The sequence below is a fragment of the Ruegeria sp. YTSC002 genome (assembly GCF_059609845.1).
Genome location: NZ_JBXWML010000009.1, coordinates 151,089 through 172,122 on the forward strand (window position 1 = coordinate 151,089; position 21,034 = coordinate 172,122).

Sequence of the window (21,034 nt, forward strand, 5' to 3'; positions counted from 1 at the left end):
GCCTACCGGCTGGAACAGTCCTGATAAATCACCTGCTCATTGGCGGCGCCTGCCGCCAAATAGCTGATTGATGCGTTCCAGCCTTTTGAGCGCAGGATATAGGTTCCTTCGGCTCCGAGAGACTCATAGCGGATGCCCGACCCGCTTTCGACCTGGCGCATCGCAACCAGAGTGTTGTCCACCATCGTCGCCGCCGCGCCTGAACCGTCGGGCGCGTTGAAATAGGTCACCGGCAACGGAACTCCGTTCTCACAGGTAAAGGTGACAGACAGAATGTCGATTTCGGCGAGCGCCGCCGTTGCCGGGAAAACAAGCAGAGCACCGCAGAAGAGATTGCGCAGGTGCGTCATTGTGCTGTTTTCTCCTCAACCACCGAAGCCAGCGCTTCTGCACGTGCCGCCAGTTCTGCCAGCGTATCCGTGACGGATGGCGGGACGACCGCGACTTCAATGCGCTCGGGCTCCGGCGCAGGCGCGTTCCTCAGCGATTGAAGCTCGGCCTCGGCCTCGGCCAGCTTGGCCTCTAACGCCTTGACCTTATCTTCCGTTGCCGCCGTTTTGTCGGCCAGCAGCAACCCCGCCATCAGCAACATGCGGGCTTCCGGCATCCGCCCGATCTGATCGGACAGTACCTGCGCTTCGTCATCCAGCATTTTGGCAGCCGCGTGCAGAAAGGGCTCTTCCCCGTCCCGGCAGGACACGTCAAAACCGCGCCCGCCGATATGAATTGTTACCTCGGGCATTACTCTACCTCACCTTCTACAAGTTTCGCCTGCGACAGCAGAGGTTCCAACCGTGCCAACACGGCCTGCGCTTCGGCGGCATCCGAAGCCTGCGCGGCACGTGTCGCCTCCAACTCGGCGACGGTGGCGCGGTTCAGCAATTCAGCATCCGTCAGCCCTTCTGCGGCCGCAGAACGCAATTCTTCGACCGAATTCCGCAACTGTTCGTTCGCCTTGCGCATACGTTGCAGATCGTCATCCAGCCGGGACATCGCAGCGCCATGGCTGGCCCGTTCGGCCCGCAGCATCTCGAGCTCTGCGCTCAGTTCATTGACCCGTTCCGTATCTTCAAGTTCGGCCTTGAGGCGGTTGTTTTCCGCCTCAACTTCTTTTGCCTGAGCAAGCAATTCACGCAATTGCTCAAGCTCGGCCTTCAACGCCGAAGGATCTTCGATGCCGTCAAGTTCGGCACGCAGCCTTTCGTTCTCGGCCTTCAACGCTTCCAGTTCAGCACTGTTGTCCAACGCCGCCTTGGCCTCGGCCAGCTCGGCGCGGGCTGCTTCAACAGACGTGATTTTTGCTCTGGCTTCTTCCAACTCTGCGCGCAACGCATCTGTTTCGTCAGAGTCGGCTGGGGCTGTCCTCAACTCTTCCAGATCGGCACGCAGCCCGTCCACTTGCTGTTCGTGCTGCTCCTTCAGGGTTTTCAGGCGTTCCTGAAGCTGCGCATTGGCGACTCTTTCGTCTTCAAGTTCGGCTTGAAGCCTCTCACTTGCCTCAGCATTCCGGGACGCACCGCCCAACCCCTCGACGCCCGCACTGATACGGTCCATCGCCGCAACAATGCGGTGCTGTAGTTCCTCTAACTGGCTCATGCCCCTGTCACCTCTTTATCAAGGTTCATTCTGTCGCGAAGTGATCCGAATCAAAACCGAATCCCGCCTGCTGACAGTCTAACGGAATGCGACAGAAAATACCCACTGTTTGGTTTCAACCACTTGGGCCGCACTCTTCACCCGCCCGGTGCAATCAAGGCCCAGTTCCGCTTGCACTTTGGGTGCTGAATGGTATTGAGCCCGCAATCTGCTTTTTATCCAAAGGAACAACGCCCGTGGACCTGACTGCGCTGCGCAAAGCCAACCCCGAACACTGGGACAAAGCTGCGGCAATCCGCACCCTGACCCTTGACGCCGTCGCCGCCGCAAATTCCGGCCATTCCGGAATGCCCATGGGCATGGCCGATGTTGCGACCGTTCTGTTCGAAAAGCACCTGAAATTTGATGCCTCGGCCCCGAACTGGCCGGACCGCGACCGGTTCATCCTGTCGGCTGGCCATGGTTCGATGCTGGTCTATTCGCTGCTCTACCTCACCGGTCACGCCGATGTGACGCTGGACGAGATCAAGAATTTCCGCCAGTTGGGCGCAAAGACCGCGGGTCACCCCGAAAACTTTCTGATCGACGGTGTTGAAACCACCACCGGGCCTCTTGGTCAGGGCATTTCCAACGCGGTGGGCTTTGCCATGGCCGAGGAAATCCAGCGCGCGCATTACGGCAAGAAAGTCGTGGATCACTATACATACGTGATCGCGGGCGACGGCTGTCTGATGGAAGGCGTCAGTCAGGAAGCGATCACATTGGCCGGCCGCCACGAGCTGAGCAAACTGATCGTCTTCTGGGACAACAACAACATCACCATCGACGGCACCGTCGATATTGCCGATCGCACCGATCAGGTCCGCCGGTTTGCGGCCTCTGGCTGGCATGTGATTGAAATCGACGGCCATGACCCCAAAGCCATCGATGCGGCCATTGTTCAGGCGAAAAAGTCCAGGAAACCAACCATGATCGCCTGTGAAACGCATATCGCTTTGGGTCATGCGGCGCAGGACACTTCGAAAGGTCATGGCGCACTGACAGATCAGGATCAGCTGAAAGCCGCGAAAGAGGCCTATGGCTGGCCCCACGGCGCTTTCGAAGTTCCTGGCAACGTCAAATCCGCTTGGGAAGCCATTGGCGCACGTGGCGCAGTCGAGCGTGCCGCTTGGGAAGAACGTTTCGCACAATTGTCCGAGCGCAAGCAGGCCGAGTTCAACCGCGCCTATGCGTTTGAGGCCCCCAAGCGACTGGCTGGTGCCATTCGTGCGTTCAAAAAGCAGATGTCCGAAGAACAGCCGAAGCTGGCCACCCGCGCCTCTTCTGAGAAGGTTCTGAACGTCGTGAACCCGATCATGACCGAAACCGTTGGCGGCTCGGCTGACCTGACCGGATCGAACAACACCAAGTCGGCTGATATGGGTGTCTTCCTGCCGGAAAACCGCAAGGGCCGCTATATTCATTACGGTATCCGCGAGCACGGCATGGCCGCAGCGATGAACGGTATGGCCCTGCATGGTGGCATCCGCCCCTATGGCGGTACGTTCATGGCCTTCACCGATTATGCCCGCCCATCGATGCGTCTTGCGGCTCTTATGAAGATCCCGTCGGTTTTCGTGATGACCCACGATTCGATCGGTCTGGGCGAGGATGGACCAACCCACCAGCCGGTGGAACACCTGGCCATCTCGCGCGCGACGCCGAACACCTATGTGTTCCGCCCCGCCGATACGATCGAAACCGCCGAAGCTTGGGAACTGGCACTGACCTTCAAAGACAGCCCCTCGGTGCTGTCGCTGACCCGCCAGGGCGTGCCGACCGTGCGCAAGGATCACAAGACCAAGAACCTGACCGCACAAGGCGCCTATGTTCTGGCCGAGGCCGAGGGCAAGCGCCAGGCGATCCTGATTGCAACAGGTTCAGAGGTTTCGCTGGCAATGGAAGCAAAGGCGATGCTCGAGGCCGAAGACATCGGCACCCGCGTCGTCTCCATGCCCTGCATGGAGCTGTTCGCACAGCAGGACGAAGCCTATCGCAAGCGCGTACTGCCCGCCGGTCCGGTTCGCGTCGGCATCGAGGCCGCCGTGCGCGCCGGTGGCTGGGATCGCTGGCTGTTGGGCGAGCGTGGCCGCGAAGCCAAGGCAGGCTTCATCGGCATGTCCAGCTTTGGCGCCTCGGCCCCTGCCGGTGAGCTGTACAAGCATTTCGGCATCACGGCCGAAGCAACCGTTGCCAAAGTCAAGGAATTGTTGGGGCAGTAAATCAGTCCCATCTGATCGAGCAAAGGGCGGCCCTGGCCGCCCTTTTCATTTTGGTTTCAATACGTATCGGACTTGCTGAACAGGGGAATGATGACCTTGGTCGCCACCGGGATCAAAACCAATCCCCAGGCCAGACCGAGAACCCCATCCATCGTCGCCTTGGACAACCATTTCACCGCAGCCGTCCAGCCCTCAGGTGCGGAATACGCAATCACCTTGGCCAAGTCGTAGATCTGATGCTGCAACCAGCCAAATCCAAGCACCTCCATCCCGTGGATCACAATCGAGCCGCCGACCCACAGCATCGCCGCGGTTCCCACAATCGACAGGGTTTTCATCACCCCGGGCATCGCTTTGACCAAGCCGCGGCCCATACCACGACCAACGGGAGTTGGAGCGTTATTCGCCAGAAACAGCCCCACGTCATCCATCTTCACGATCAACGCCACCGACCCATAGACGGCCACCGTCACGCCGATCCCGACAACGGCCAGCGTCGCGGCCTGCATCCACAGGTTCGGGGCTTCGATTGCCGCCAATGCAATGGTCATGATCTCGGCAGACAGAATGAAATCAGTTTTGATGGCGCCCTTGACCTTTTGTTCCTCCAGATGGCCCGGATCGCGGTTCTTCATGTCTTCCTCAATGACATGGCTGCCATGAGGAAACAGAACGTGAAAAATCTTCTCGGCCCCTTCGAAACACAAATATGACCCGCCAAGCATCAACAAAGGCGTGATCAGCCACGGAGCAAAATTGGCCAGCAACAAGGCCACAGGCAGCAAGAGTATGATCTTGTTGAAGACCGAACCGCGCGCGATGCGCCAGATGATCGGCAATTCCCGCGCCGGTGCAAAGCCCTGCACGTATTTCGGTGTCACCGCCGCGTCATCAATGATCACACCAGCGGTTTTGGCCCCCGCCTTGCCTGCTGCTGCAACCACATCATCCACTGATGCCGCCGCAACCTTGGCAATGCCAGCCACATCGTCCAACAGGGCCAAAAGACCACTCATCGCGTTTCCCTTCACATCTGCTGCTGCAAACCGGACCCTACCTGATACAACGGCTAGCGCAAGCGTTAGCGCAACCGGCGCAGGTTTGCGCTAACACCTTAAAAATATGCCGTTTTTGCCCTTTTGAGATTCCCTTTTCGCCGCTATATGGCCCTGAAAGCAAGCGCATCTGGAGACGTCATATGACCATCAAGGTCGGTATCAATGGTTTTGGCCGTATTGGCCGCTGCACCCTGTCGCACATCGCCGCGTCCGGGCGCAACGACATCGAAGTGATCAAAGTCAACGCAACTGGCCCGTTGGAAACCTCGGCGCATCTGCTGAAATATGACAGTGTTCACGGGCGGTTTCCGCGCGACGTCACCATTGACGGCAACACCATGGATCTGGGTCGCGGCCCGATGCAGATGTTCTCGACCTACGACATGACCGAGTTGGACTGGGAAGGCTGTGACGTGGTTCTCGAATGCACCGGCAAGTTCAACGATGGCCTGAAGGCCAAAACGCATCTGGAACGTGGCGCTGGCAAGGTTCTGCTGTCTGCTCCGGGCAAGAACGTGGACAAGACCATTGTCTTCGGCGTCAATCACAACACGCTGGCCGCCAATGACAACATGGTCTCGAACGGTTCGTGCACGACCAACTGCCTCGCCCCGCTGGCCAAGGTACTGGACGAAGGCGTCGGCATCGAACACGGCATCATGACCACCATCCACGCCTATACAGGCGACCAGCCTACGCTGGACCGTCGCCACAGCGACCTCTACCGGGCCCGCGCTGCGGCAATGTCGATGATCCCGACCTCGACTGGCGCGGCCAAGGCGCTGGGTGAAGTTCTGCCAAACCTGAAAGGCCGTCTGGACGGTTCCGCCATTCGCGTTCCGACCCCGAATGTTTCGGCGGTAGACCTGACGTTCCGTGCCTCACGCGACACCTCGACGGCGGAAATCAACGCGATCGTCGAAGAGGCCGCCAAAGGCCCGATGCAGCGCGTTCTGGGATATGAGCCCGCTCCGCTGGTGTCGACCGACTTCAACCACACCGAGGAAAGCTCGATCTTTGCACCGGATCAGACCCGCGTTGTCGATGACCGCATGGTCCGCGTTCTGGCCTGGTATGACAATGAATGGGGCTTCTCGGTCCGTATGGCCGACGTTGCTGTTGCAATGGGCCGCCTTAACTGACCCTTCGGACTTCGCTTGTACCTTGATGCCCGCTCAGGTTATCTGAGCGGGCATTTTACGTTCGGGACAGCCATGACCAACCAAATCGCTATCTGGCTCGGCCTTCTTCTGCTCGGCGGTATCATGCTGGATGTGGCGCTGTATGGCACCGAAGATCTGCTTTTCCTCGGAAAGAAGCTTTACGACTTCCTGGACTGGCTCGCTTTCTGGCGGTGACTGAGGTTTTCCTTGACATTTCGCCTGATCTGGCTTTGTTAGCGCTAACTCATCTTGCTGAGACATTTGGACGGAGCAGACCATGACCTTGAAACTGGCGATCAACGGATTTGGACGGATCGGGCGCGGGGTTCTGCGCGCGGTGATGGAAAGCGGACGTACGGACGTTGAGATCGTCGCGATCAACGATCTTGGCAAACCCGACATGAACGCGCATCTCTTTGAATTTGACAGCGTTCACGGCCGCTACCCCAACCCGGTCACGCTCAGCGATGCAGGTCTGGACGTGGGTCGTGGTCCAATTCGGCTGAGCAGCGAGCGCAACCCCGAGGATCTGCCCTGGTCAGATATTGACGTCGTTCTGGAATGCACGGGTGTGTTTCGTACGCGCGAGGCGGCGGAACGTCACTTCAAAAACGGATCCCGGAAAGTTCTGATCTCTGCCCCTGCAAAGGGCGACGGCGGTGTGAAAACCATCGTCTTTGGTGTCAACGATAGCGAACTGACCGCCGAGGATCTGGTGGTCTCAAACGCGTCCTGCACCACCAACTGTCTGTCTCCTGTTGCTGCGGCTCTGGATGCCGGCCTTGGTATCAAGCACGGCAACATGACCACTGTTCACGCTTACACTGCCAGCCAGCCGGTGCATGATACAGTTGGAAAAGATCCCTACCTGTCCCGAGCAGCGGCGCTGTCGATGATCCCCACGACAACCGGTGCGGCCGCTGCCGTGGGCCTGGTGCTGCCGCAACTCAAAGGGAAACTGACCGGTCAGGCCATCCGTGTTCCAACCCCGAATGTCTCGGTCGTTGATCTTGTGGCCGAGGTTTCACGCCCCACGACCGAAGAAGAGGTCAACCAGCTGTTCGTCGATGCGGCTGCCAAAATCCCCGGCGTGCTTGCCGCGGAAAGCCGCCCTCTGGTCTCCATTGACTTCAATCACGATCCGCACAGCTCGACCGTTTCACTGGCTGAAACCAAAGTCACTGATGGCACATTGGTTCGTGTGCTGGCGTGGTATGACAACGAATGGGGCTTTTCGAACCGGATGCTGGATACGGCGTCCGCAATGGGTGCCCTAGCCTAAACGCTGTTTCAGCGCATCATTGACTCGGGGCGTGACGAATTTCGACACGTCGCCGTTCAACCGGGCGATTTCCTTCACCAGTTTGGACGCGATCGCCTGATGGCGCGCTTCGGCCATCAAAAAGACGGTCTCGATCGAATCGTCCAGAGCCCGGTTCATGCCGACCATCTGAAACTCGTATTCGAAATCGGCGACCGCCCGCAGGCCCCGTACGATGATTTGCGCGCCTACATCCCGCGCGCAGTCAATCAGAAGGTTTTCGAAGGGATGCGCGATGATTTCGGTTCCGGTCTGTTCTGAAAGCCGGGCGCATTCCGCCTCGATCATGGCCACGCGCTCTTCCAGCGAGAACAGAGGGCCCTTGTCCCGGTTGATGGCCACACCGATAACCAGTTTGTCCACCAAAGCTGCCGCCCGACGGATGATATCGATATGCCCCATCGTGATGGGATCAAAGGTTCCAGGATACAATCCAACCCGCATCGCGCCCTCCTGCGCAACAAAATTTCTGCGCAAGCAAACATAACTTTGCTGCGGGTGCAAGTGATTGCTTGGGCAAGCCTTGGCGTCAGTGCCCCATTATCATGCCCTCGAGGGCATCTTTTTCCATCGCAAGTTCGGCAAGCTGGGCCTTCACCACATCACCCAAAGTGACAATGCCTACGAGTTTTCCATCTTCAACCACCGGCATGTGGCGAAAGCGCCCCTCTGTCATGCGGGACATGATGTCTTCCACGGTGGTCTGGCGCGTCGCCGTGACAAGGTTCTGCGTCATGTACGACTTTACCGGTTGGTTCAGACAACCGCTGCCGCTGGCCGCCAGTTCCCGGACGATGTCACGTTCCGACAATATGCCGGCCGCGGTATTGCCACCGTCGTCGGAAACAACGACCGTACCGATGCGCTTGTCCGCAAGAATCTTCGAGGCCTCTGAGATTGTCGCCGTTGACGCCACGGTCACGACACCATCTGTCGCTTTGGACTTCAGGATGGCCTGAACTAGCATGAAGAATACCTCCGGAATAATAACACTTATTCCAAAGCGTTGCGCGATTGCCGCGACCTGTCAAGCGTCGGGGCCTGCTTCCAAACGAAGCACTTCATCGCGAATGCCGCGTGTCAGGGCATCAGCAAAGCGGTTCAACCGCTCGTTGCGCTGGTCTCCCTGATGCCGGACCAGATAGAAGCTGCGCGTCAAACTCACTTGATCCGTCAGGATTTTCCGAAGCCCCGGGTGGAACGGCAAGGTGAAATCATGCGCCACGCAAACGCCAGTTCCCAGGCAGACCTGCCGCAGTTGAACCGACACCGAATTCGATGCAAGAGCGACACGGTCAACGCCAATATCATTCAGGTAATCCAGTTCCCGGTCAAAGATCATGTCGGGGATATAGCCGATCAACCTGTGGCCCTTCAGGTCAGCGATGCTCCGGATCGGATCATGTCGCTTCAGATACTCTTCGGTCGCGACCATGTGCAGCTTGTAGTCGCTGATTTTCTTCACCAGCAGCTGACCGGCGGTCGGCGCACTGACCGTAACCGCCATATCCGCCTCGCGACGGGACAGGTTGATCACGCGCGGAAGCGCAAGGATCTGAATGTCCAGATCAGGGTTTGCGTCGCTGATTTTGGCACACACCTGCGGCAGCAGATAGTTGGCACTGCCGTCCGGCGCACCAATCCTGATTTGCCCGCTTAGCGTTTTCGTCGGTCCTGTTACCGCCCCGGCCGCCGCGCGCATCGCCTCTTCTGCGTGCAGCCCATGTTCCAACAGCCGCTGTCCCGCCGGGGTCAGAACATAGCCTTGCTGCGACTTGGTGAACAATGTGGAATCCAGCGTCGCCTCCAGGCGCGCAATGCGCCGACCGACGGTGGCAGGGTCGATCTTCAGGATGCGACCAGCGGAAGACAGGCTTTCCTCGCGCGCGACAGCCAGGAAAATCCGCATGTCATCCCAATTTGGGGTCATTTTGATCCCTTTTGCATTTTTGCAAAACTCTTTTGAGACATTGCCTCTGTTCGCCGGATTTCTGCAAGCCTATTCTGCGCGCAAATCTATCGGAGGAGCTATTGATGCAAGACCTGACCCATTTCCTGAACGGCGAAATGGTCGCCGGAACGTCCGGTCGTTTCGACGACGTCTACAACCCGGCAACGGGCGAAGTTCAATACAAGTGCCCGATGGCCAGTGCAGCGGAAACCACCGCCGCGATCGAGGCCGCCGCCGCCGCCCAGCCCGCATGGGGCGCAACCAACCCGCAAAAACGTGCGCGCGTCATGATGGCCATGGTCGGCCTGATGAACCGCGACATGGACAAACTGGCCGAAGCGCTGAGCCGCGAGCACGGCAAAACCATTCCAGACGCCAAGGGTGATTTGCAGCGTGGTCTGGAAGTGATCGAATACTGCATTGGTGCGCCACAGATGCTGAAGGGTGAGTTTACCGACAGCGCGGGTCCCGGAATTGACATGTATTCCATGCGTCAGCCTTTGGGTGTTGTCGGCTCGATCATGCCGTTCAACTTTCCGGCCATGATGCCGCTCTGGCACGTTGGCCCTGCTCTGGCTTGCGGTAACGCCGTTGTTCTGAAACCGTCCGAACGCGACCCGTCCGTGCCCCTAATGCTGGCTGAACTGTTCGTCGAAGCCGGCCTGCCCAAAGGCGTTTTCCAGGTCGTAAACGGCGACAAGGAAGCGGTTGATACCATTCTCGACAGCGAGATCATTCAGGGCGTCAGTTTTGTCGGCTCAACCCCGATCGCGCAGTATATCTACAGCCGCGCAACGGCGAACGGAAAACGCGCCCAGTGCTTCGGCGGCGCCAAGAACCACATGATCGTCATGCCCGACGCTGATCTGGATCAGGCCGCTGACGCGCTGGTTGGTGCCGGTTTCGGTGCGGCAGGCGAACGCTGCATGGCCGTTTCGGTGGCTGTTCCCGTGGGCGAAGAAACCGCGGACGCACTGATCGAAAAACTGGTGCCGCGCATCGAAAAGTTGAAAGTTGGTCCCTACACTGCCGGCGATGATGTCGACATGGGCCCGGTTGTGACCGCTGCCGCGAAACAGCGCATTCTGGGCCTGATCAACTCAGGCGTCGAACAGGGTGCGAAACTGGTTGTCGACAACCGCGACTTCAGCCTGCAAGGCTATGAGGACGGCTTCTTTGTCGGCCCGCACCTGTTCGACAACGTGACCCCCGAGATGGACATCTACAAACAGGAAATCTTTGGCCCGGTTCTGTCCACCGTGCGCGCGGGTTCGTACGAAGAGGCCCTTAAACTGGCGATGGATCACGAATACGGCAACGGCACCGCGATCTTTACCCGTGACGGCGACACCGCACGTGACTTTGCCAGCCGGGTCAATATCGGCATGGTGGGCATCAACGTTCCGATCCCGGTTCCGCTGGCCTATCACACCTTTGGCGGTTGGAAGAAATCCATGTTCGGAGACCTGAATCAGCACGGCCCGGACAGCTTCAAGTTCTACACCCGCACCAAAACCGTGACCGCACGCTGGCCGTCGGGCATCAAGGAAGGTGGCGAGTTCAACTTCAAGGCCATGGACTGATCCCACAGTTTCCTGACGCTTGAAGCCCGGCCCGTTCAACGGCTGGGCTTTTTGCATCTTTCCGCCGAAAAACCTGCTGTCGTCCGCCCGGTCACAGGAAATTCAAGTGGTTCACTCTGGAAAAAACCAACCAATGCCCATATTTTGGCGCCAACAGATTACCGAGCAGTGAACTTATCGGAGGCAAACTTGTCCCAATCCCGTATGACCCGTCGCTCTGCCTTGCTGGGCGTGGCCTCTTTGGTGGCAACACCTGCCCTTGTTCGGGCGCAAAGCACGGATGCTTTCCCGGAAACGGAAGACGCGATCAGTACGCAATTGCCGGTCCGGCGCAACATATCGTCCTTCTCGCAGCAGAACTGGCAGGACCATTTCGATGAATTGGGCGTCGGGTGCCTGTTGGCCGATATCACCAGCCGCGCCGTCCATTACTGGGGGCCTGACGGCACCTACAAACTGTACCCAAGCTCCGTACCCATGAGCGAAGAGCTTACCAAACGCGGGTACACGAAAGTCGTGCGCAAAACCGAATTCCCAAGCTGGACCCCCACGGCATCGATGCGCGAACGGGACCCTTCGCTGCCGCTTCGGATGGAAGGTGGCGACCCCGGCAACCCGCTGGGAACCCGCGCCATGTATCTGGGTTGGCCTGCATATCTGGTTCACGGAACGCACGACACGCGAAAGATCGGTCGCCAAAGCTCGTCAGGTTGCATCGGCCTGTACAACCAGCATGTCGAAGAACTGTATCCGCTGGTCAAGGTCGGAACACAGGTTCGTCTGGTCTGATCCCCCTTCTGACAAGCCAAAGCCCCGGTCGATCGCCGGGGCTTTGTTGTTTTCGGAACCCGGCGTTTATTCCGGCAGGATCACCGCGTCGACGACGTGGATCACTCCATTGCTGGCTTCAATGTCTGCCTGCACGACTTTGGCGTCATTCACTTTCACGCCGTTTTTGGCATTGACGCTCAATCGATCGCCCTGAACGGTCAGAACCTTGGCGCGTTTGCCTGCGATATCACCGGACATAACCTTGGCCGGAACCACGTGATAGGTCAGGATGGCGACCAGTTGATCCTTGTTTTCGGGTTTCAAAAGCGTCTCGACAGTGCCTTCAGGAAGCGCGGCAAAGGCTTCGTCCGTGGGTGCAAATACGGTGAACGGACCTTCCCCTTTCAGCGTATCAACCAAACCTGCGGCCTGAACGGCGGCAACCAAAGTGTTGAACGACCCGGCGGCAACGGCGGTGTCGACGATATCAGCGGCCTGAGCCTTGAGCGGCATGGCGAATGCAAGTGCGGCGGCTGCGCCCATGAATGTACGACGGAACATGGCTGTCTTCTCCTCTCCAGCTTGTTATGGAAAGGGGTACGGGGCTTTTGCCGCAATGGATCACTCTGGTTTCAGTTTTCCTTGAGCTGCACCCAGATGCTCTGCGCCCGCCCCTCGGCCAGGAACGGCAAGGCGGCAACGGCATCGGGCCGATCCTGTTGCAGGTAATATCCCGGCCAAAGCATTGAATACGCGCCAGATTGAAGCAAGCTGTGCAACACGTACTGCTCTCCCCAACCTGGGCAGTCATAGAAGAAGCGCTTGGGGTATTCGTAGGGCAAAAACACGTCGTGAACGTGGATCACCACGCCGGTGTTGAGCGAAGGTATGATGCGGCAGAACAGATGGGCGACATCGTTGCTCATCCGCACAACATGGCTGGAATCGATGAACAGAATGTCTCCGGCCTCCAGCTCTGCGAACAGGGCCGGGTCTGTATCTTCAAGACGTTTCTGTTCGAACCGGTCGACCACATGGGCGATATCGGCGCGTGGGTACGGATCAACAGCGGTAATGGTGGTATCCAGATTGCCGTCGATGATTCCCTGACGGGTCACCCGGGTGGAATTGCCGCATCCGACCTCGATCACGCGTTTGGGCTGAAAGCGGCGGATCATCAGATACAACGCATCCGCATCCGGGCTGTCATAGTAACCATTGCCGGTACGATAACCGGTCTGGTTGCGTGCGGGATCTTTCAGCGCCTCAAGGGCTGTTTTGTGACGCTCGTATTCCGCCACAAGTTGAGAGATGTCGAACCCCTCCATCCCCGGCGACAACGCATAGGCGGGGCGCGTCAACCCTCCTGCCGCTTCGAAGGCTTCCAGCCGCGCCCGTTCATCCTGTTCCGTAACTCTGTCGACCAGTTTCACCCCCAATTCTTCAAGGGCTGCGTTGATCTTCGGGAATTTTCTGGGTTTCAAGGCGCTGGCTCCGCGATCTGTGATGCAGTGTTCCTTACCGTTGCAAACCGTTTCACTGCAAGGGCAAGCCGGGCAAACCCTTGGCAAAACGAAAATTTCCGTATTCACTGATGGAACTGACAACTGGGAGGGGCCCCATGCAGCAGGAATTTACACTCGGGATCGAAGAAGAATACCTGTTGGTGGATCGTGACAGCCTGCAATTGTCCGAAGCCCCCGAAGCGTTGATGGCGGCCTGCCAAAGCGATTTCGAAGGTCAGGTCAGCCCCGAGTTCCTGCAATGCCAGATAGAGGTTGGAACCAGACCACACACCACGGTCGCTTCAGCGCGCGAAGATCTGAAGCGGCTGCGGTCATGCGTGTCGAAACGGGCGGGTGAATACAACCTGTCCCCTATCGCCGTCTCGTGCCATCCCTTCGCCAACTGGAAAGATCAACACCACACCCGGAAAGAACGGTATGACGCGTTGCAACACGCACTCGGCGGCGTTGCCCGGCGGATGCTGATCTGCGGGATGCATGTTCATGTTGGGGTCGAAGACCCTGCGCTTCGGGCCGACCTGATGCCGCAACTGTCATACTTTCTGCCGCATCTCCTGGCGCTGTCCACATCTTCGCCTTACTGGAACGGCGAGGATACCGGCCTGTCTTCATACCGGCTGACGGTGTTCGACAACCTGCCCCGCACCGGGCTGCCGCCAGTTTTTGCCAGTTGGAGCGAGTATGAACGGACCACGGGTATTCTGGTCGAGCTTGGCGTCATAGAAGACACCACCAAGATCTGGTGGGATCTGCGCCCTTCGCATCGTTTCCCGACTTTGGAAACACGGATCATGGATGTTCAGCCCCGGCTGGAGCACACGTTGTCTTTGGCGGCACTGGTGCAGGCATTGACCCGGATGCTGTGCCGCCTGAAAGACCGCAACCTGCGCTGGCGGCAATATGATCGTTTCCTGATCGGCGAAAACCGCTGGCGCGCTCAACGATACGGAGTGGGTGAAGGGCTGATCGATTTCGGCGACCGGTCGGTCAAGCCCATGTCTGAACTGATCGGCGACCTCATGGGGTTGTTGGCTGAAGACACCGAAGCGCTTGGCACGATGACTGAACTCGCACGGCTCAGGCAGATTGCTGAAAACGGCACCTCTGCCACGCGCCAACGCCGTATTCATGCCGAGGCAACAGCGCGGGGGGACGATCCGGGGCAAGCCGTCGTGCGCCACCTGATCGAGGAGTTTCACGCCGATCTCTGAACGTTTCCGGCTTGTGATCCGTTTCAACCGACTCATTGTTGCGCCTGCAAAATTTCTGTAAGAATTCAGAAATAAACAACCGTTCAATTCATTGCCGACGGGAGGGAGCGTCATGGATTTCGCACTCAGCGAGGAGCAAACAGCCATATTCGACATGGCGCACGCGTTCGGGCAGGAAAACATCGCCCCCTTTGCGCGCCAGTGGGAGGCAGACGGAACCATTCCCAAAACCTTGTGGCCCCAGATAGGCGAACTTGGTTTCGGCGCGCTTTACGTATCCGAGGAAAGCGGAGGCTCAAACCTGACCCGCCTGGATGCCACGCTGGTTTTCGAGGCCCTGTCGATGGCCTGTCCTTCGGTCGCTGCCTTCCTGTCGATCCACAACATGTGCGCCAAGATGTTGGACAATTTCGCGGATGACGACCTCAAGGCACGCATCATGCCGGATGTTCTGAGCCTGAATACGGTTCTGAGCTATTGCCTGACGGAACCCGGTTCCGGCTCTGACGCGGCGGCGCTGAAAACCCGCGCCGAACGGACCAACGAAGGTTATACGTTGAATGGCACCAAGGCGTTCATCTCGGGCGGTGGCTATTCGGATGCCTATGTTTGCATGGTACGCACCGGTCAGGATGGGCCCAAGGGGATCTCGACCGTATATGTCGAAGACGGCACGCCGGGGCTGAGTTTTGGGGCGCTGGAACAGAAAATGGGCTGGAAAAGCCAACCCACCGCGCAGGTTCAGTTCGACGACTGCAAAATTCCCGCAGGCAACCTCGTGGGCACCGAAGGCGACGGCTTCAAATACGCGATGATGGGCCTCGATGGTGGGCGGCTCAATATCGCGGCCTGTTCTCTTGGGGCTGCCCAAGCCGGGCTTGATATGACCCTGCAATACATGTCCGAGCGCAAGGCGTTCGGCCAATCCATCGATCAGTTCCAGGCGCTTCAGTTCCGTCTGGCGGATATGGAGATCGAATTGCAGGCCGCCCGCACCTTCCTGCGTCAGGCGGCGTGGAAACTGGACAACGGCGCGCCCGATGCCACGAAATTCTGCGCCATGGCCAAGAAATTCGTGACCGAAACCGGATCGAAGGTGGTGGATCAGTGCCTGCAACTGCATGGCGGGTACGGATATCTTGCGGATTACGGCATCGAAAAGCTTGTGCGTGATCTTCGCGTGCATCAGATTTTGGAAGGCACGAATGAGATTATGCGCGTGATCGTTTCACGCCAGTTGCTCGCCAATCGCTGAGGCCCCGATGTCAGATATTGAAATCCGCACCACAGGCCGTGCCGGTCGCATCACCCTGACCCGTCCTCATGCGCTGAACGCGCTGAGCTATGACATGTGCATGGCCATCGACACCGCGATGCGCAACTGGCGGGAAGACGATGCCGTTGACCTGATCGTTCTGGACGCCGAGGGGGAAAAAGCCTTTTGTGCGGGGGGTGACATCGCCGAACTTTATGAAACGGGCACCAAGGGCGATTATGCCTATGGTCAGAAGTTCTGGCGCGACGAATACCGTCTGAATGCCCTGATCTTCGAATATCCCAAACCGGTCATCAGTTTTCTTCAGGGATTTACCATGGGCGGAGGTGTCGGAATCGGCTGCCATGGCAGCCACCGCGTCGTCGGAGAAAGCTCCAAGATTGCAATGCCGGAATGCTCGATTGGCTTGGTTCCGGATGTCGGCGGGTCTTTGATGCTGGCCCTTGCACCGGGGCGACTGGGTGAATTCCTTGGGACCACGGGCTTCAGAATGGGGCCTGCGGACGCGATCTTTGCGGGGTTTGCCGACCATTTCATACCGCAATCGCAATGGTCTGATCTGATCGAATTGCTGGAGGCGTCTGGAAATGCGGAACTGGTGGCCGAACATGCCGAAACACCACCCAAGGGCGAATTGGCAGAGTTGCAAACCGAAATCGACATGCATTTTTCCGGTGAAACTCTGGGCGACATCCTGATCAGCCTGCGCAATGACGATCAGGAATTTGCAGACAAAAATCTGGAAAAAATAACGAAAAACGCGCCGCTTTCCGTGGCCTGCACGATCGAGATGCTGCACCGTCTGCGTGGCCCCTCGCTGACCATGCGGCGCGCGTTGGAGATGGAATACCGCTTTACCCACCGGGCGATGGAGCATGGTGACTTTCTGGAAGGCATCCGCGCGCAGATCATAGACAAAGACCGCAACCCGAACTGGCAGTTTCCCGATATGGACGTCCCCCTGGTGGCCGTCTCGAAAATGTTGCAGCCATTGGGTGCGGACACCCTGACATTCGAGGAGGACTGAGAGATGCAGATCGGGTTCATAGGGCTGGGAAACATGGGGGCACCCATGGCGGCCAATCTGGCAAAGGCCGGCCATCAGGTTCTCGGATTCGACACGGCAGGCGTTGCCGTTGACGGGGTGACGCAGGCCGGTACTGCGACCGAAGCCGTCGCCTCTGCCGATGCAGTCATTACCATGCTGCCGAATGGCGCCATCCTGCGGTCAGTTGCGGATCAGATCATTCCCGCCATGGCGAAGGGTGCGGTGCTGATCGATTGCTCGACAGTTGACGTGGACAGCGCACGCGCAGTCGCGGAACAGGCCAGCGGCGCTGGTCTGCTGTTCGTCGACGCTCCGGTTTCGGGGGGTGTCGGCGGCGCGGCAGGTGGCACCCTGACATTCATGGCCGGCGGGTCAGAAGCCGCCTTTGCAAAGGCTGCTCCTCTGTTCGACATCATGGGGCAGAAAGCGGTTCACTGCGGCGAAGCCGGAGCAGGCCAGGCCGCCAAGATCTGCAACAACATGATCCTCGGCGTCACCATGATCGCCACGTGCGAGGCCTTTGCCCTGGCCGACAAACTGGGTTTGGACCGCCAAAAGATGTTCGATGTGGTCAGCACCTCATCGGGGTACAGCTGGACGATGAACGCCTATTGCCCTGCCCCAGGCGTTGGCCCGCAAAGCCCTGCCGACAATGACTATACTCCTGGATTTGCAGCCGAGTTGATGCTGAAGGACCTGCGCCTCAGCCAACAAGCCGCATCCAGTGCGGATGCGGATACACCGATGGGACAGGCCGCGACTGCACTTTACGAGCAATTCGTCGAAAACGAGGACGGTCTGGGCCGCGATTTCAGCGCCATGCTGCCTCGGTTTGAAAAGCGTGGACGAAGTTGATCCAAGTCATATTCCACCCACGGAATGTTTGATACCCAAAGGGTGCAACCTTTTGGAAAGGATTCTTACGTGATGACCAAAAACATGGGTGGACTCGACAAAACGCTTCGGATCGCAATAGGCGCCGCGCTTATTCTGGGCGCTCTGTTGGGATACGGAACCTGGATGTGGATCGGCATCGTGCCGTTGGTCACGGGTCTGCTGAATACATGCCCGATATACTCGGTGTTGGGCATCAGCACCTGCCCAACCAAGAAAAACTAGATTGGACAGGCGGTGGAGCGAAGACAGCCTGAAGCCGCCTACTCCGCCGCCACCCGATCCGGGTTGAGCATGGTTTTCAGATACCTACCGGTATGGCTGCGTTCGACTTGAGCGATTTCTTCAGGTGCTCCGACGGCTACGATCTCACCACCGCCGTCGCCGCCTTCAGGCCCGATGTCGATGATATGGTCGGCGGTTTTCACCACGTCGAGATTATGCTCGATCACCACGACGGTATTGCCCTGATCGACCAATTCATGAAGCACTTCCAACAGCTTGCGCACATCTTCGAAATGCAGACCCGTGGTCGGTTCGTCCAGGATATAAAGCGTCCGCCCGGTTGACCGTTTCGACAGTTCCTTGGACAGTTTTACACGCTGCGCCTCACCACCCGACAGCGTGGTCGCCTGTTGACCCACCTTGATATAGCCAAGACCAACGCGGGCCAGCGCATCCATCTTGTCGCGGATTGATGGAACGGCCTTGAAGAACTCCTGCGCGTCTTCCACCGTCATATCAAGCACATCCGCAATGGACTTGCCCTTGAACTTGATCTCGAGCGTTTCGCGATTGTATCGCGCGCCTTTGCAGGTTTCGCAGGTGACATAGACGTCGGGAAGGAAGTGCATCTCGATCTTGATGACGCCGTCGCCCTGACAGGCCTCACAGCGGCCGCCCTTGACGTTGAAGCTGAAACGACCCGGCTTGTATCCCCGCGCCTTGGCCTCGGGCAGCCCGGCGAACCAGTCGCGGATCGGGGTGAAGGCCCCGGTATAGGTTGCCGGATTCGAACGCGGAGTCCGCCCGATCGGGCGCTGGTCGATATCGATGACCTTGTCCAGATGCTCCAAACCCTTGATTGTCTCACACGGCGCAGGCGTTTGACGCGCGCCATTCAGGCGCATCGAGGCGGTCTTGAACAACGTCTCAATCGTCAGGGTCGACTTGCCGCCGCCAGATACACCCGTGACACAAACGAACTTGCCCAAGGGAAACTCGGCCGTCACGTCCTTGAGGTTGTTGCCCGAAGCCTTTACCACCGTTACCTTTTTCTTGTTCCCCTTGCGCCGCTCGGCGGGCACTGGAATCTCGCGTACGCCCGACAGATACTGCCCCGTGATCGAGGCCGCATCGGCCGCGATCTGATCGGGCGTGCCGTGGCTGACCACCTGCCCGCCATGCACGCCCGCACCGGGACCAATGTCGAACACGTAATCGGCTTCGCGGATGGCTTCCTCGTCATGTTCGACAACAATCACGGTGTTGCCCTGATCCCGCAGATTCTTGAGCGTACCAAGCAACCGGTCATTGTCACGCTGGTGCAAGCCGATCGAGGGCTCGTCCAATACGTAAAGAACCCCGGTCAGGCCCGAGCCGATCTGGCTGGCCAGACGAATACGCTGGCTTTCGCCGCCAGACAGCGTTCCACTTGAACGAGACAGCGTAAGGTATTCCAACCCAACGTTATTCAGGAAGCCCAACCGCTCGCGGATTTCCTTCAGAATGGCCCGGGCGATCTCGTTCTTCTGAGCGCTCAGATGGTTCGGAGCATCCTCGATCCAGGCAAGCGCTTCGCGGATGGACATTTGCACCACCTGACCGACATGCAGCCCGGCGATTTTCACGGCCAAAGCTTCGGCGCGCAGACGATAACCTTCGCAGGTGCCGCATGGACGGTTGTTTTGGTACCGCTCGAATTCCTCACGGATCCACGCGCTGTCAGTTTCGCGATATCGCCGTTCCATATTCGGAATCACGCCTTCGAAACTGCGCGTAACCTGATACACTCGTCCGCCCTCGTCATAGCGGAACTGGATTTCCTCATCGCCAGAGCCCCGCAGGAACACCTGCTGCACTTTGCCGGGCAGGTCTTTCCAGGGCGTGTTCTTGTCAAACTCATAATGGCGCGCGATGGCTTCGATGGTCTGAAGGAAATACGGCGACTTGCCTTTCCTCCATGGCGCTAGGGCCCCGTCATACAGTTTCAGCGTCTGATCCGGCACCACGAGTCGCTCGTCAAAGAACAGCTCGACCCCCAACCCATCACAATCCGGGCAGGCTCCGAATGGCGCATTGAACGAAAACAGGCGTGGTTCAATCTCGGGGATAGTGAAACCGCTGACCGGGCAGGCAAAGTTTTCGCTGAAGGTAATACGTTCCGGCTCCCCTTCCCGTGGCGCGGTTTCCAGAATCGCGATGCCATCGGCCAGGTCCAACGCGGTGCGCAGGCTGTCGGCAAGGCGGGTCTCCATCCCCTCGCGCACGACGATCCGGTCAACGACCGCGTCAATGTCATGGCGGAACTTCTTGTCCAATGTCGGGGGCTCGTCCAGTTCGTAGAATTGGCCATCCACCTTCACGCGCTGGAACCCCTGCTTGCGCAGTTCCAGAAATTCCTTCCGGTACTCTCCCTTGCGGTCGCGCACGATCGGAGCCAGCAGATAACCCCGCGTGCCCTCCTCCATCGTCATGATGCGGTCGACCATGTCCTGTACCTGCTGCGCCTCGATCGGCTGGCCGGTGGCCGGGCTGTACGGCGTGCCCGCGCGCGCGAACAGCAGGCGCAGGTAATCATAAATCTCGGTGACGGTTCCCACGGTTGATCGCGGGTTCTTCGAGGTCGTTTTCTGTTCAATGGAGATCGCCGGAGACAGTCCACTGATATGGTCAACATCGGGCTTTTCCATCATGTCGAGAAACTGCCGCGCATAGGCGGACAGGCTTTCGACATAACGGCGCTGACCTTCGGCATAAATCGTGTCGAACGCCAGCGACGACTTGCCCGAACCGGACAGCCCGGTGATCACCACCAACTGATCCCGAGGGATATCGACATCAATGCCCTTGAGGTTATGCTCGCGCGCGCCGCGCACCTCTATATTCTTCAGCTCAGCCATTTCCGGCCCCCAACAAACAAGTGGTTTAGAGATAGGCGAGCTTGCCCGAGTCTCCAACAGAAAAGTTAGAACATTTAGTGAACGTACAGGTTTTCGCCGACCAAATCAAACCATGGGCATGGAATCGTACAGCGCAATGCCTGGCTATCTGGCGGACCGACGGATTTGAGAAGAAAATGGCGCGGTTGACGGGGCTCGAACCCGCGACCCCCGGCGTGACAGGCCGGTACTCTAACCAACTGAGCTACAACCG

General features: G+C 58.4%; 21 protein-coding genes. 11 read left to right on the forward strand and 10 right to left on the reverse strand.

The window, feature by feature from the left end:
- Window positions 1-2: 2 nt before the first annotated feature.
- Genes AC2FFD_RS16830 through AC2FFD_RS16840 form a run of 3 tightly spaced genes read right to left on the reverse strand, consistent with a single transcriptional unit; the run spans window position 3 to window position 1,596 of the window.
- Window positions 3-350, reverse strand: a complete 348-nt coding sequence (locus AC2FFD_RS16830) for an MliC family protein (RefSeq protein ID WP_425078206.1) — start codon at window positions 348-350, stop codon at window positions 3-5.
- Window positions 347-742: a cell division protein ZapA gene (locus tag AC2FFD_RS16835; RefSeq protein WP_117869062.1), complete on the reverse strand. Its 396-nt coding sequence runs from the start codon at window positions 740-742 to the stop codon at window positions 347-349. The genes AC2FFD_RS16830 and AC2FFD_RS16835 overlap by 4 nt, the downstream gene beginning before the upstream one ends.
- On the reverse strand, window positions 742-1,596 hold the full coding sequence (locus AC2FFD_RS16840) for a hypothetical protein (protein ID WP_496873610.1): 855 nt from the start codon (window positions 1,594-1,596) through the stop codon (window positions 742-744). The genes AC2FFD_RS16835 and AC2FFD_RS16840 overlap by 1 nt, the downstream gene beginning before the upstream one ends.
- Window positions 1,597-1,832: 236 nt before the next feature.
- On the opposite strand from AC2FFD_RS16840, the gene tkt reads away from it, so the two are divergent.
- Complete coding sequence (gene tkt, locus AC2FFD_RS16845; protein ID WP_496873611.1) at window positions 1,833-3,857, forward strand: transketolase; 2,025 nt, start codon at window positions 1,833-1,835, stop codon at window positions 3,855-3,857.
- A gap of 56 nt (window positions 3,858-3,913) precedes the next feature.
- On the opposite strand, the gene AC2FFD_RS16850 is transcribed toward tkt, so the two are convergent.
- Window positions 3,914-4,873, reverse strand: coding sequence for a DUF808 domain-containing protein (locus tag AC2FFD_RS16850; protein WP_257600660.1), 960 nt, complete (start codon window positions 4,871-4,873; stop codon window positions 3,914-3,916).
- A gap of 182 nt (window positions 4,874-5,055) precedes the next feature.
- Between AC2FFD_RS16850 and gap (AC2FFD_RS16855) the strand changes: the two genes are divergently transcribed.
- The 3 genes from gap (AC2FFD_RS16855) to gap (AC2FFD_RS16865) all read left to right on the forward strand — a co-directional run bounded on the left by gap (AC2FFD_RS16855) (window position 5,056) and on the right by gap (AC2FFD_RS16865) (window position 7,360).
- Window positions 5,056-6,057 (forward strand): type I glyceraldehyde-3-phosphate dehydrogenase, encoded by a 1,002-nt coding sequence (gene gap, locus AC2FFD_RS16855; protein WP_152457871.1) that lies wholly within the window; start codon window positions 5,056-5,058, stop codon window positions 6,055-6,057.
- 72 nt (window positions 6,058-6,129) lie between these two features.
- The gene (locus AC2FFD_RS16860; protein ID WP_170344457.1) at window positions 6,130-6,273 is read left to right on the forward strand and encodes a hypothetical protein; all 144 of its coding nucleotides are present in this window, start codon (window positions 6,130-6,132) and stop codon (window positions 6,271-6,273) included.
- A gap of 82 nt (window positions 6,274-6,355) precedes the next feature.
- Complete coding sequence (gene gap / locus AC2FFD_RS16865) at window positions 6,356-7,360, forward strand: type I glyceraldehyde-3-phosphate dehydrogenase (RefSeq protein WP_496873612.1); 1,005 nt, start codon at window positions 6,356-6,358, stop codon at window positions 7,358-7,360.
- Here gap (AC2FFD_RS16865) and coaD read toward each other — a convergent pair.
- The 3 genes from coaD to AC2FFD_RS16880 form a co-directional block, all read right to left on the reverse strand.
- A complete protein-coding gene (coaD, locus tag AC2FFD_RS16870; protein WP_257600657.1) occupies window positions 7,352-7,843 on the reverse strand; it encodes a pantetheine-phosphate adenylyltransferase in 492 nt (163 codons plus the stop codon). The two genes, gap (AC2FFD_RS16865) and coaD, sit on opposite strands and share 9 nt — an antisense overlap.
- An 85-nt stretch (window positions 7,844-7,928) precedes the next feature.
- Complete coding sequence (locus tag AC2FFD_RS16875) at window positions 7,929-8,366, reverse strand: CBS domain-containing protein (RefSeq protein WP_496873613.1); 438 nt, start codon at window positions 8,364-8,366, stop codon at window positions 7,929-7,931.
- A gap of 60 nt (window positions 8,367-8,426) precedes the next feature.
- Entirely contained in the window at window positions 8,427-9,329 is a 903-nt protein-coding gene (locus AC2FFD_RS16880) for a LysR family transcriptional regulator (RefSeq protein ID WP_152457867.1), read from the reverse strand.
- 104 nt (window positions 9,330-9,433) lie between these two features.
- Between AC2FFD_RS16880 and AC2FFD_RS16885 the strand changes: the two genes are divergently transcribed.
- Together AC2FFD_RS16885 and AC2FFD_RS16890 are read left to right on the forward strand one after the other, a co-directional pair.
- Window positions 9,434-10,933 (forward strand): CoA-acylating methylmalonate-semialdehyde dehydrogenase, encoded by a 1,500-nt coding sequence (locus AC2FFD_RS16885; RefSeq protein WP_170344463.1) that lies wholly within the window; start codon window positions 9,434-9,436, stop codon window positions 10,931-10,933.
- A gap of 204 nt (window positions 10,934-11,137) precedes the next feature.
- A complete protein-coding gene (locus tag AC2FFD_RS16890) occupies window positions 11,138-11,722 on the forward strand; it encodes a L,D-transpeptidase (protein ID WP_171116564.1) in 585 nt (194 codons plus the stop codon).
- A 66-nt stretch (window positions 11,723-11,788) separates the two neighbouring features.
- On the opposite strand, the gene AC2FFD_RS16895 is transcribed toward AC2FFD_RS16890, so the two are convergent.
- Window positions 11,789-12,265 (reverse strand): fasciclin domain-containing protein, encoded by a 477-nt coding sequence (locus AC2FFD_RS16895; RefSeq protein ID WP_170344465.1) that lies wholly within the window; start codon window positions 12,263-12,265, stop codon window positions 11,789-11,791.
- A gap of 71 nt (window positions 12,266-12,336) precedes the next feature.
- Window positions 12,337-13,188 (reverse strand): class I SAM-dependent methyltransferase, encoded by an 852-nt coding sequence (locus AC2FFD_RS16900; RefSeq protein ID WP_480684404.1) that lies wholly within the window; start codon window positions 13,186-13,188, stop codon window positions 12,337-12,339.
- Window positions 13,189-13,325: 137 nt separating this feature from the next.
- Here AC2FFD_RS16900 and AC2FFD_RS16905 point away from each other — a divergent pair, with 137 nt between their 5' ends.
- From AC2FFD_RS16905 to AC2FFD_RS16925, 5 genes are all read left to right on the forward strand, one after another.
- Window positions 13,326-14,441 (forward strand): carboxylate-amine ligase, encoded by a 1,116-nt coding sequence (locus AC2FFD_RS16905; RefSeq protein ID WP_171725914.1) that lies wholly within the window; start codon window positions 13,326-13,328, stop codon window positions 14,439-14,441.
- A 112-nt stretch (window positions 14,442-14,553) separates the two neighbouring features.
- Window positions 14,554-15,696 carry an acyl-CoA dehydrogenase family protein gene (locus tag AC2FFD_RS16910; RefSeq protein WP_171725308.1) on the forward strand — a complete coding sequence of 381 codons (1,143 nt, stop codon included), beginning with the start codon at window positions 14,554-14,556 and terminating at the stop codon, window positions 15,694-15,696.
- Window positions 15,697-15,703: 7 nt separating this feature from the next.
- Window positions 15,704-16,744, forward strand: a complete 1,041-nt coding sequence (locus tag AC2FFD_RS16915) for an enoyl-CoA hydratase/isomerase family protein (RefSeq protein ID WP_496873614.1) — start codon at window positions 15,704-15,706, stop codon at window positions 16,742-16,744.
- A gap of 3 nt (window positions 16,745-16,747) precedes the next feature.
- Entirely contained in the window at window positions 16,748-17,620 is an 873-nt protein-coding gene (gene mmsB / locus AC2FFD_RS16920) for a 3-hydroxyisobutyrate dehydrogenase (RefSeq protein WP_496873615.1), read from the forward strand.
- A gap of 72 nt (window positions 17,621-17,692) precedes the next feature.
- Window positions 17,693-17,884, forward strand: coding sequence for a YgaP family membrane protein (locus AC2FFD_RS16925; protein ID WP_306979674.1), 192 nt, complete (start codon window positions 17,693-17,695; stop codon window positions 17,882-17,884).
- Between the two features lie 38 nt (window positions 17,885-17,922).
- On the opposite strand, the gene uvrA is transcribed toward AC2FFD_RS16925, so the two are convergent.
- Complete coding sequence (gene uvrA, locus AC2FFD_RS16930; RefSeq protein ID WP_496873616.1) at window positions 17,923-20,781, reverse strand: excinuclease ABC subunit UvrA; 2,859 nt, start codon at window positions 20,779-20,781, stop codon at window positions 17,923-17,925.
- Between the last annotated feature and the right edge of the window lie 253 nt (window positions 20,782-21,034).

Excerpts from the sequence above, each read along its gene's own strand:
- AC2FFD_RS16830 (WP_425078206.1), bottom strand. The coding sequence starts at position 350 with ATGACGCACCTGCGCAATCTCTTCTGCGGTGCTCTGCTTGTTTTCCCG.
- AC2FFD_RS16835 (WP_117869062.1), bottom strand. The coding sequence starts at position 742 with ATGCCCGAGGTAACAATTCATATCGGCGGGCGCGGTTTTGACGTGTCC.
- AC2FFD_RS16840 (WP_496873610.1), bottom strand. The coding sequence starts at position 1,596 with ATGAGCCAGTTAGAGGAACTACAGCACCGCATTGTTGCGGCGATGGAC.
- AC2FFD_RS16850 (WP_257600660.1), bottom strand. The coding sequence starts at position 4,873 with ATGAGTGGTCTTTTGGCCCTGTTGGACGATGTGGCTGGCATTGCCAAG.
- gap (WP_152457871.1), top strand. The coding sequence starts at position 5,056 with ATGACCATCAAGGTCGGTATCAATGGTTTTGGCCGTATTGGCCGCTGC.
- AC2FFD_RS16860 (WP_170344457.1), top strand. The coding sequence starts at position 6,130 with ATGACCAACCAAATCGCTATCTGGCTCGGCCTTCTTCTGCTCGGCGGT.
- gap (WP_496873612.1), top strand. The coding sequence starts at position 6,356 with ATGACCTTGAAACTGGCGATCAACGGATTTGGACGGATCGGGCGCGGG.
- coaD (WP_257600657.1), bottom strand. The coding sequence starts at position 7,843 with ATGCGGGTTGGATTGTATCCTGGAACCTTTGATCCCATCACGATGGGG.
- AC2FFD_RS16875 (WP_496873613.1), bottom strand. The coding sequence starts at position 8,366 with ATGCTAGTTCAGGCCATCCTGAAGTCCAAAGCGACAGATGGTGTCGTG.
- AC2FFD_RS16880 (WP_152457867.1), bottom strand. The coding sequence starts at position 9,329 with ATGACCCCAAATTGGGATGACATGCGGATTTTCCTGGCTGTCGCGCGC.
- AC2FFD_RS16885 (WP_170344463.1), top strand. The coding sequence starts at position 9,434 with ATGCAAGACCTGACCCATTTCCTGAACGGCGAAATGGTCGCCGGAACG.
- AC2FFD_RS16890 (WP_171116564.1), top strand. The coding sequence starts at position 11,138 with ATGACCCGTCGCTCTGCCTTGCTGGGCGTGGCCTCTTTGGTGGCAACA.
- AC2FFD_RS16895 (WP_170344465.1), bottom strand. The coding sequence starts at position 12,265 with ATGTTCCGTCGTACATTCATGGGCGCAGCCGCCGCACTTGCATTCGCC.
- AC2FFD_RS16905 (WP_171725914.1), top strand. The coding sequence starts at position 13,326 with ATGCAGCAGGAATTTACACTCGGGATCGAAGAAGAATACCTGTTGGTG.
- AC2FFD_RS16910 (WP_171725308.1), top strand. The coding sequence starts at position 14,554 with ATGGATTTCGCACTCAGCGAGGAGCAAACAGCCATATTCGACATGGCG.
- AC2FFD_RS16915 (WP_496873614.1), top strand. The coding sequence starts at position 15,704 with ATGTCAGATATTGAAATCCGCACCACAGGCCGTGCCGGTCGCATCACC.
- mmsB (WP_496873615.1), top strand. The coding sequence starts at position 16,748 with ATGCAGATCGGGTTCATAGGGCTGGGAAACATGGGGGCACCCATGGCG.
- AC2FFD_RS16925 (WP_306979674.1), top strand. The coding sequence starts at position 17,693 with ATGACCAAAAACATGGGTGGACTCGACAAAACGCTTCGGATCGCAATA.
- uvrA (WP_496873616.1), bottom strand. The coding sequence starts at position 20,781 with ATGGCTGAGCTGAAGAATATAGAGGTGCGCGGCGCGCGCGAGCATAAC.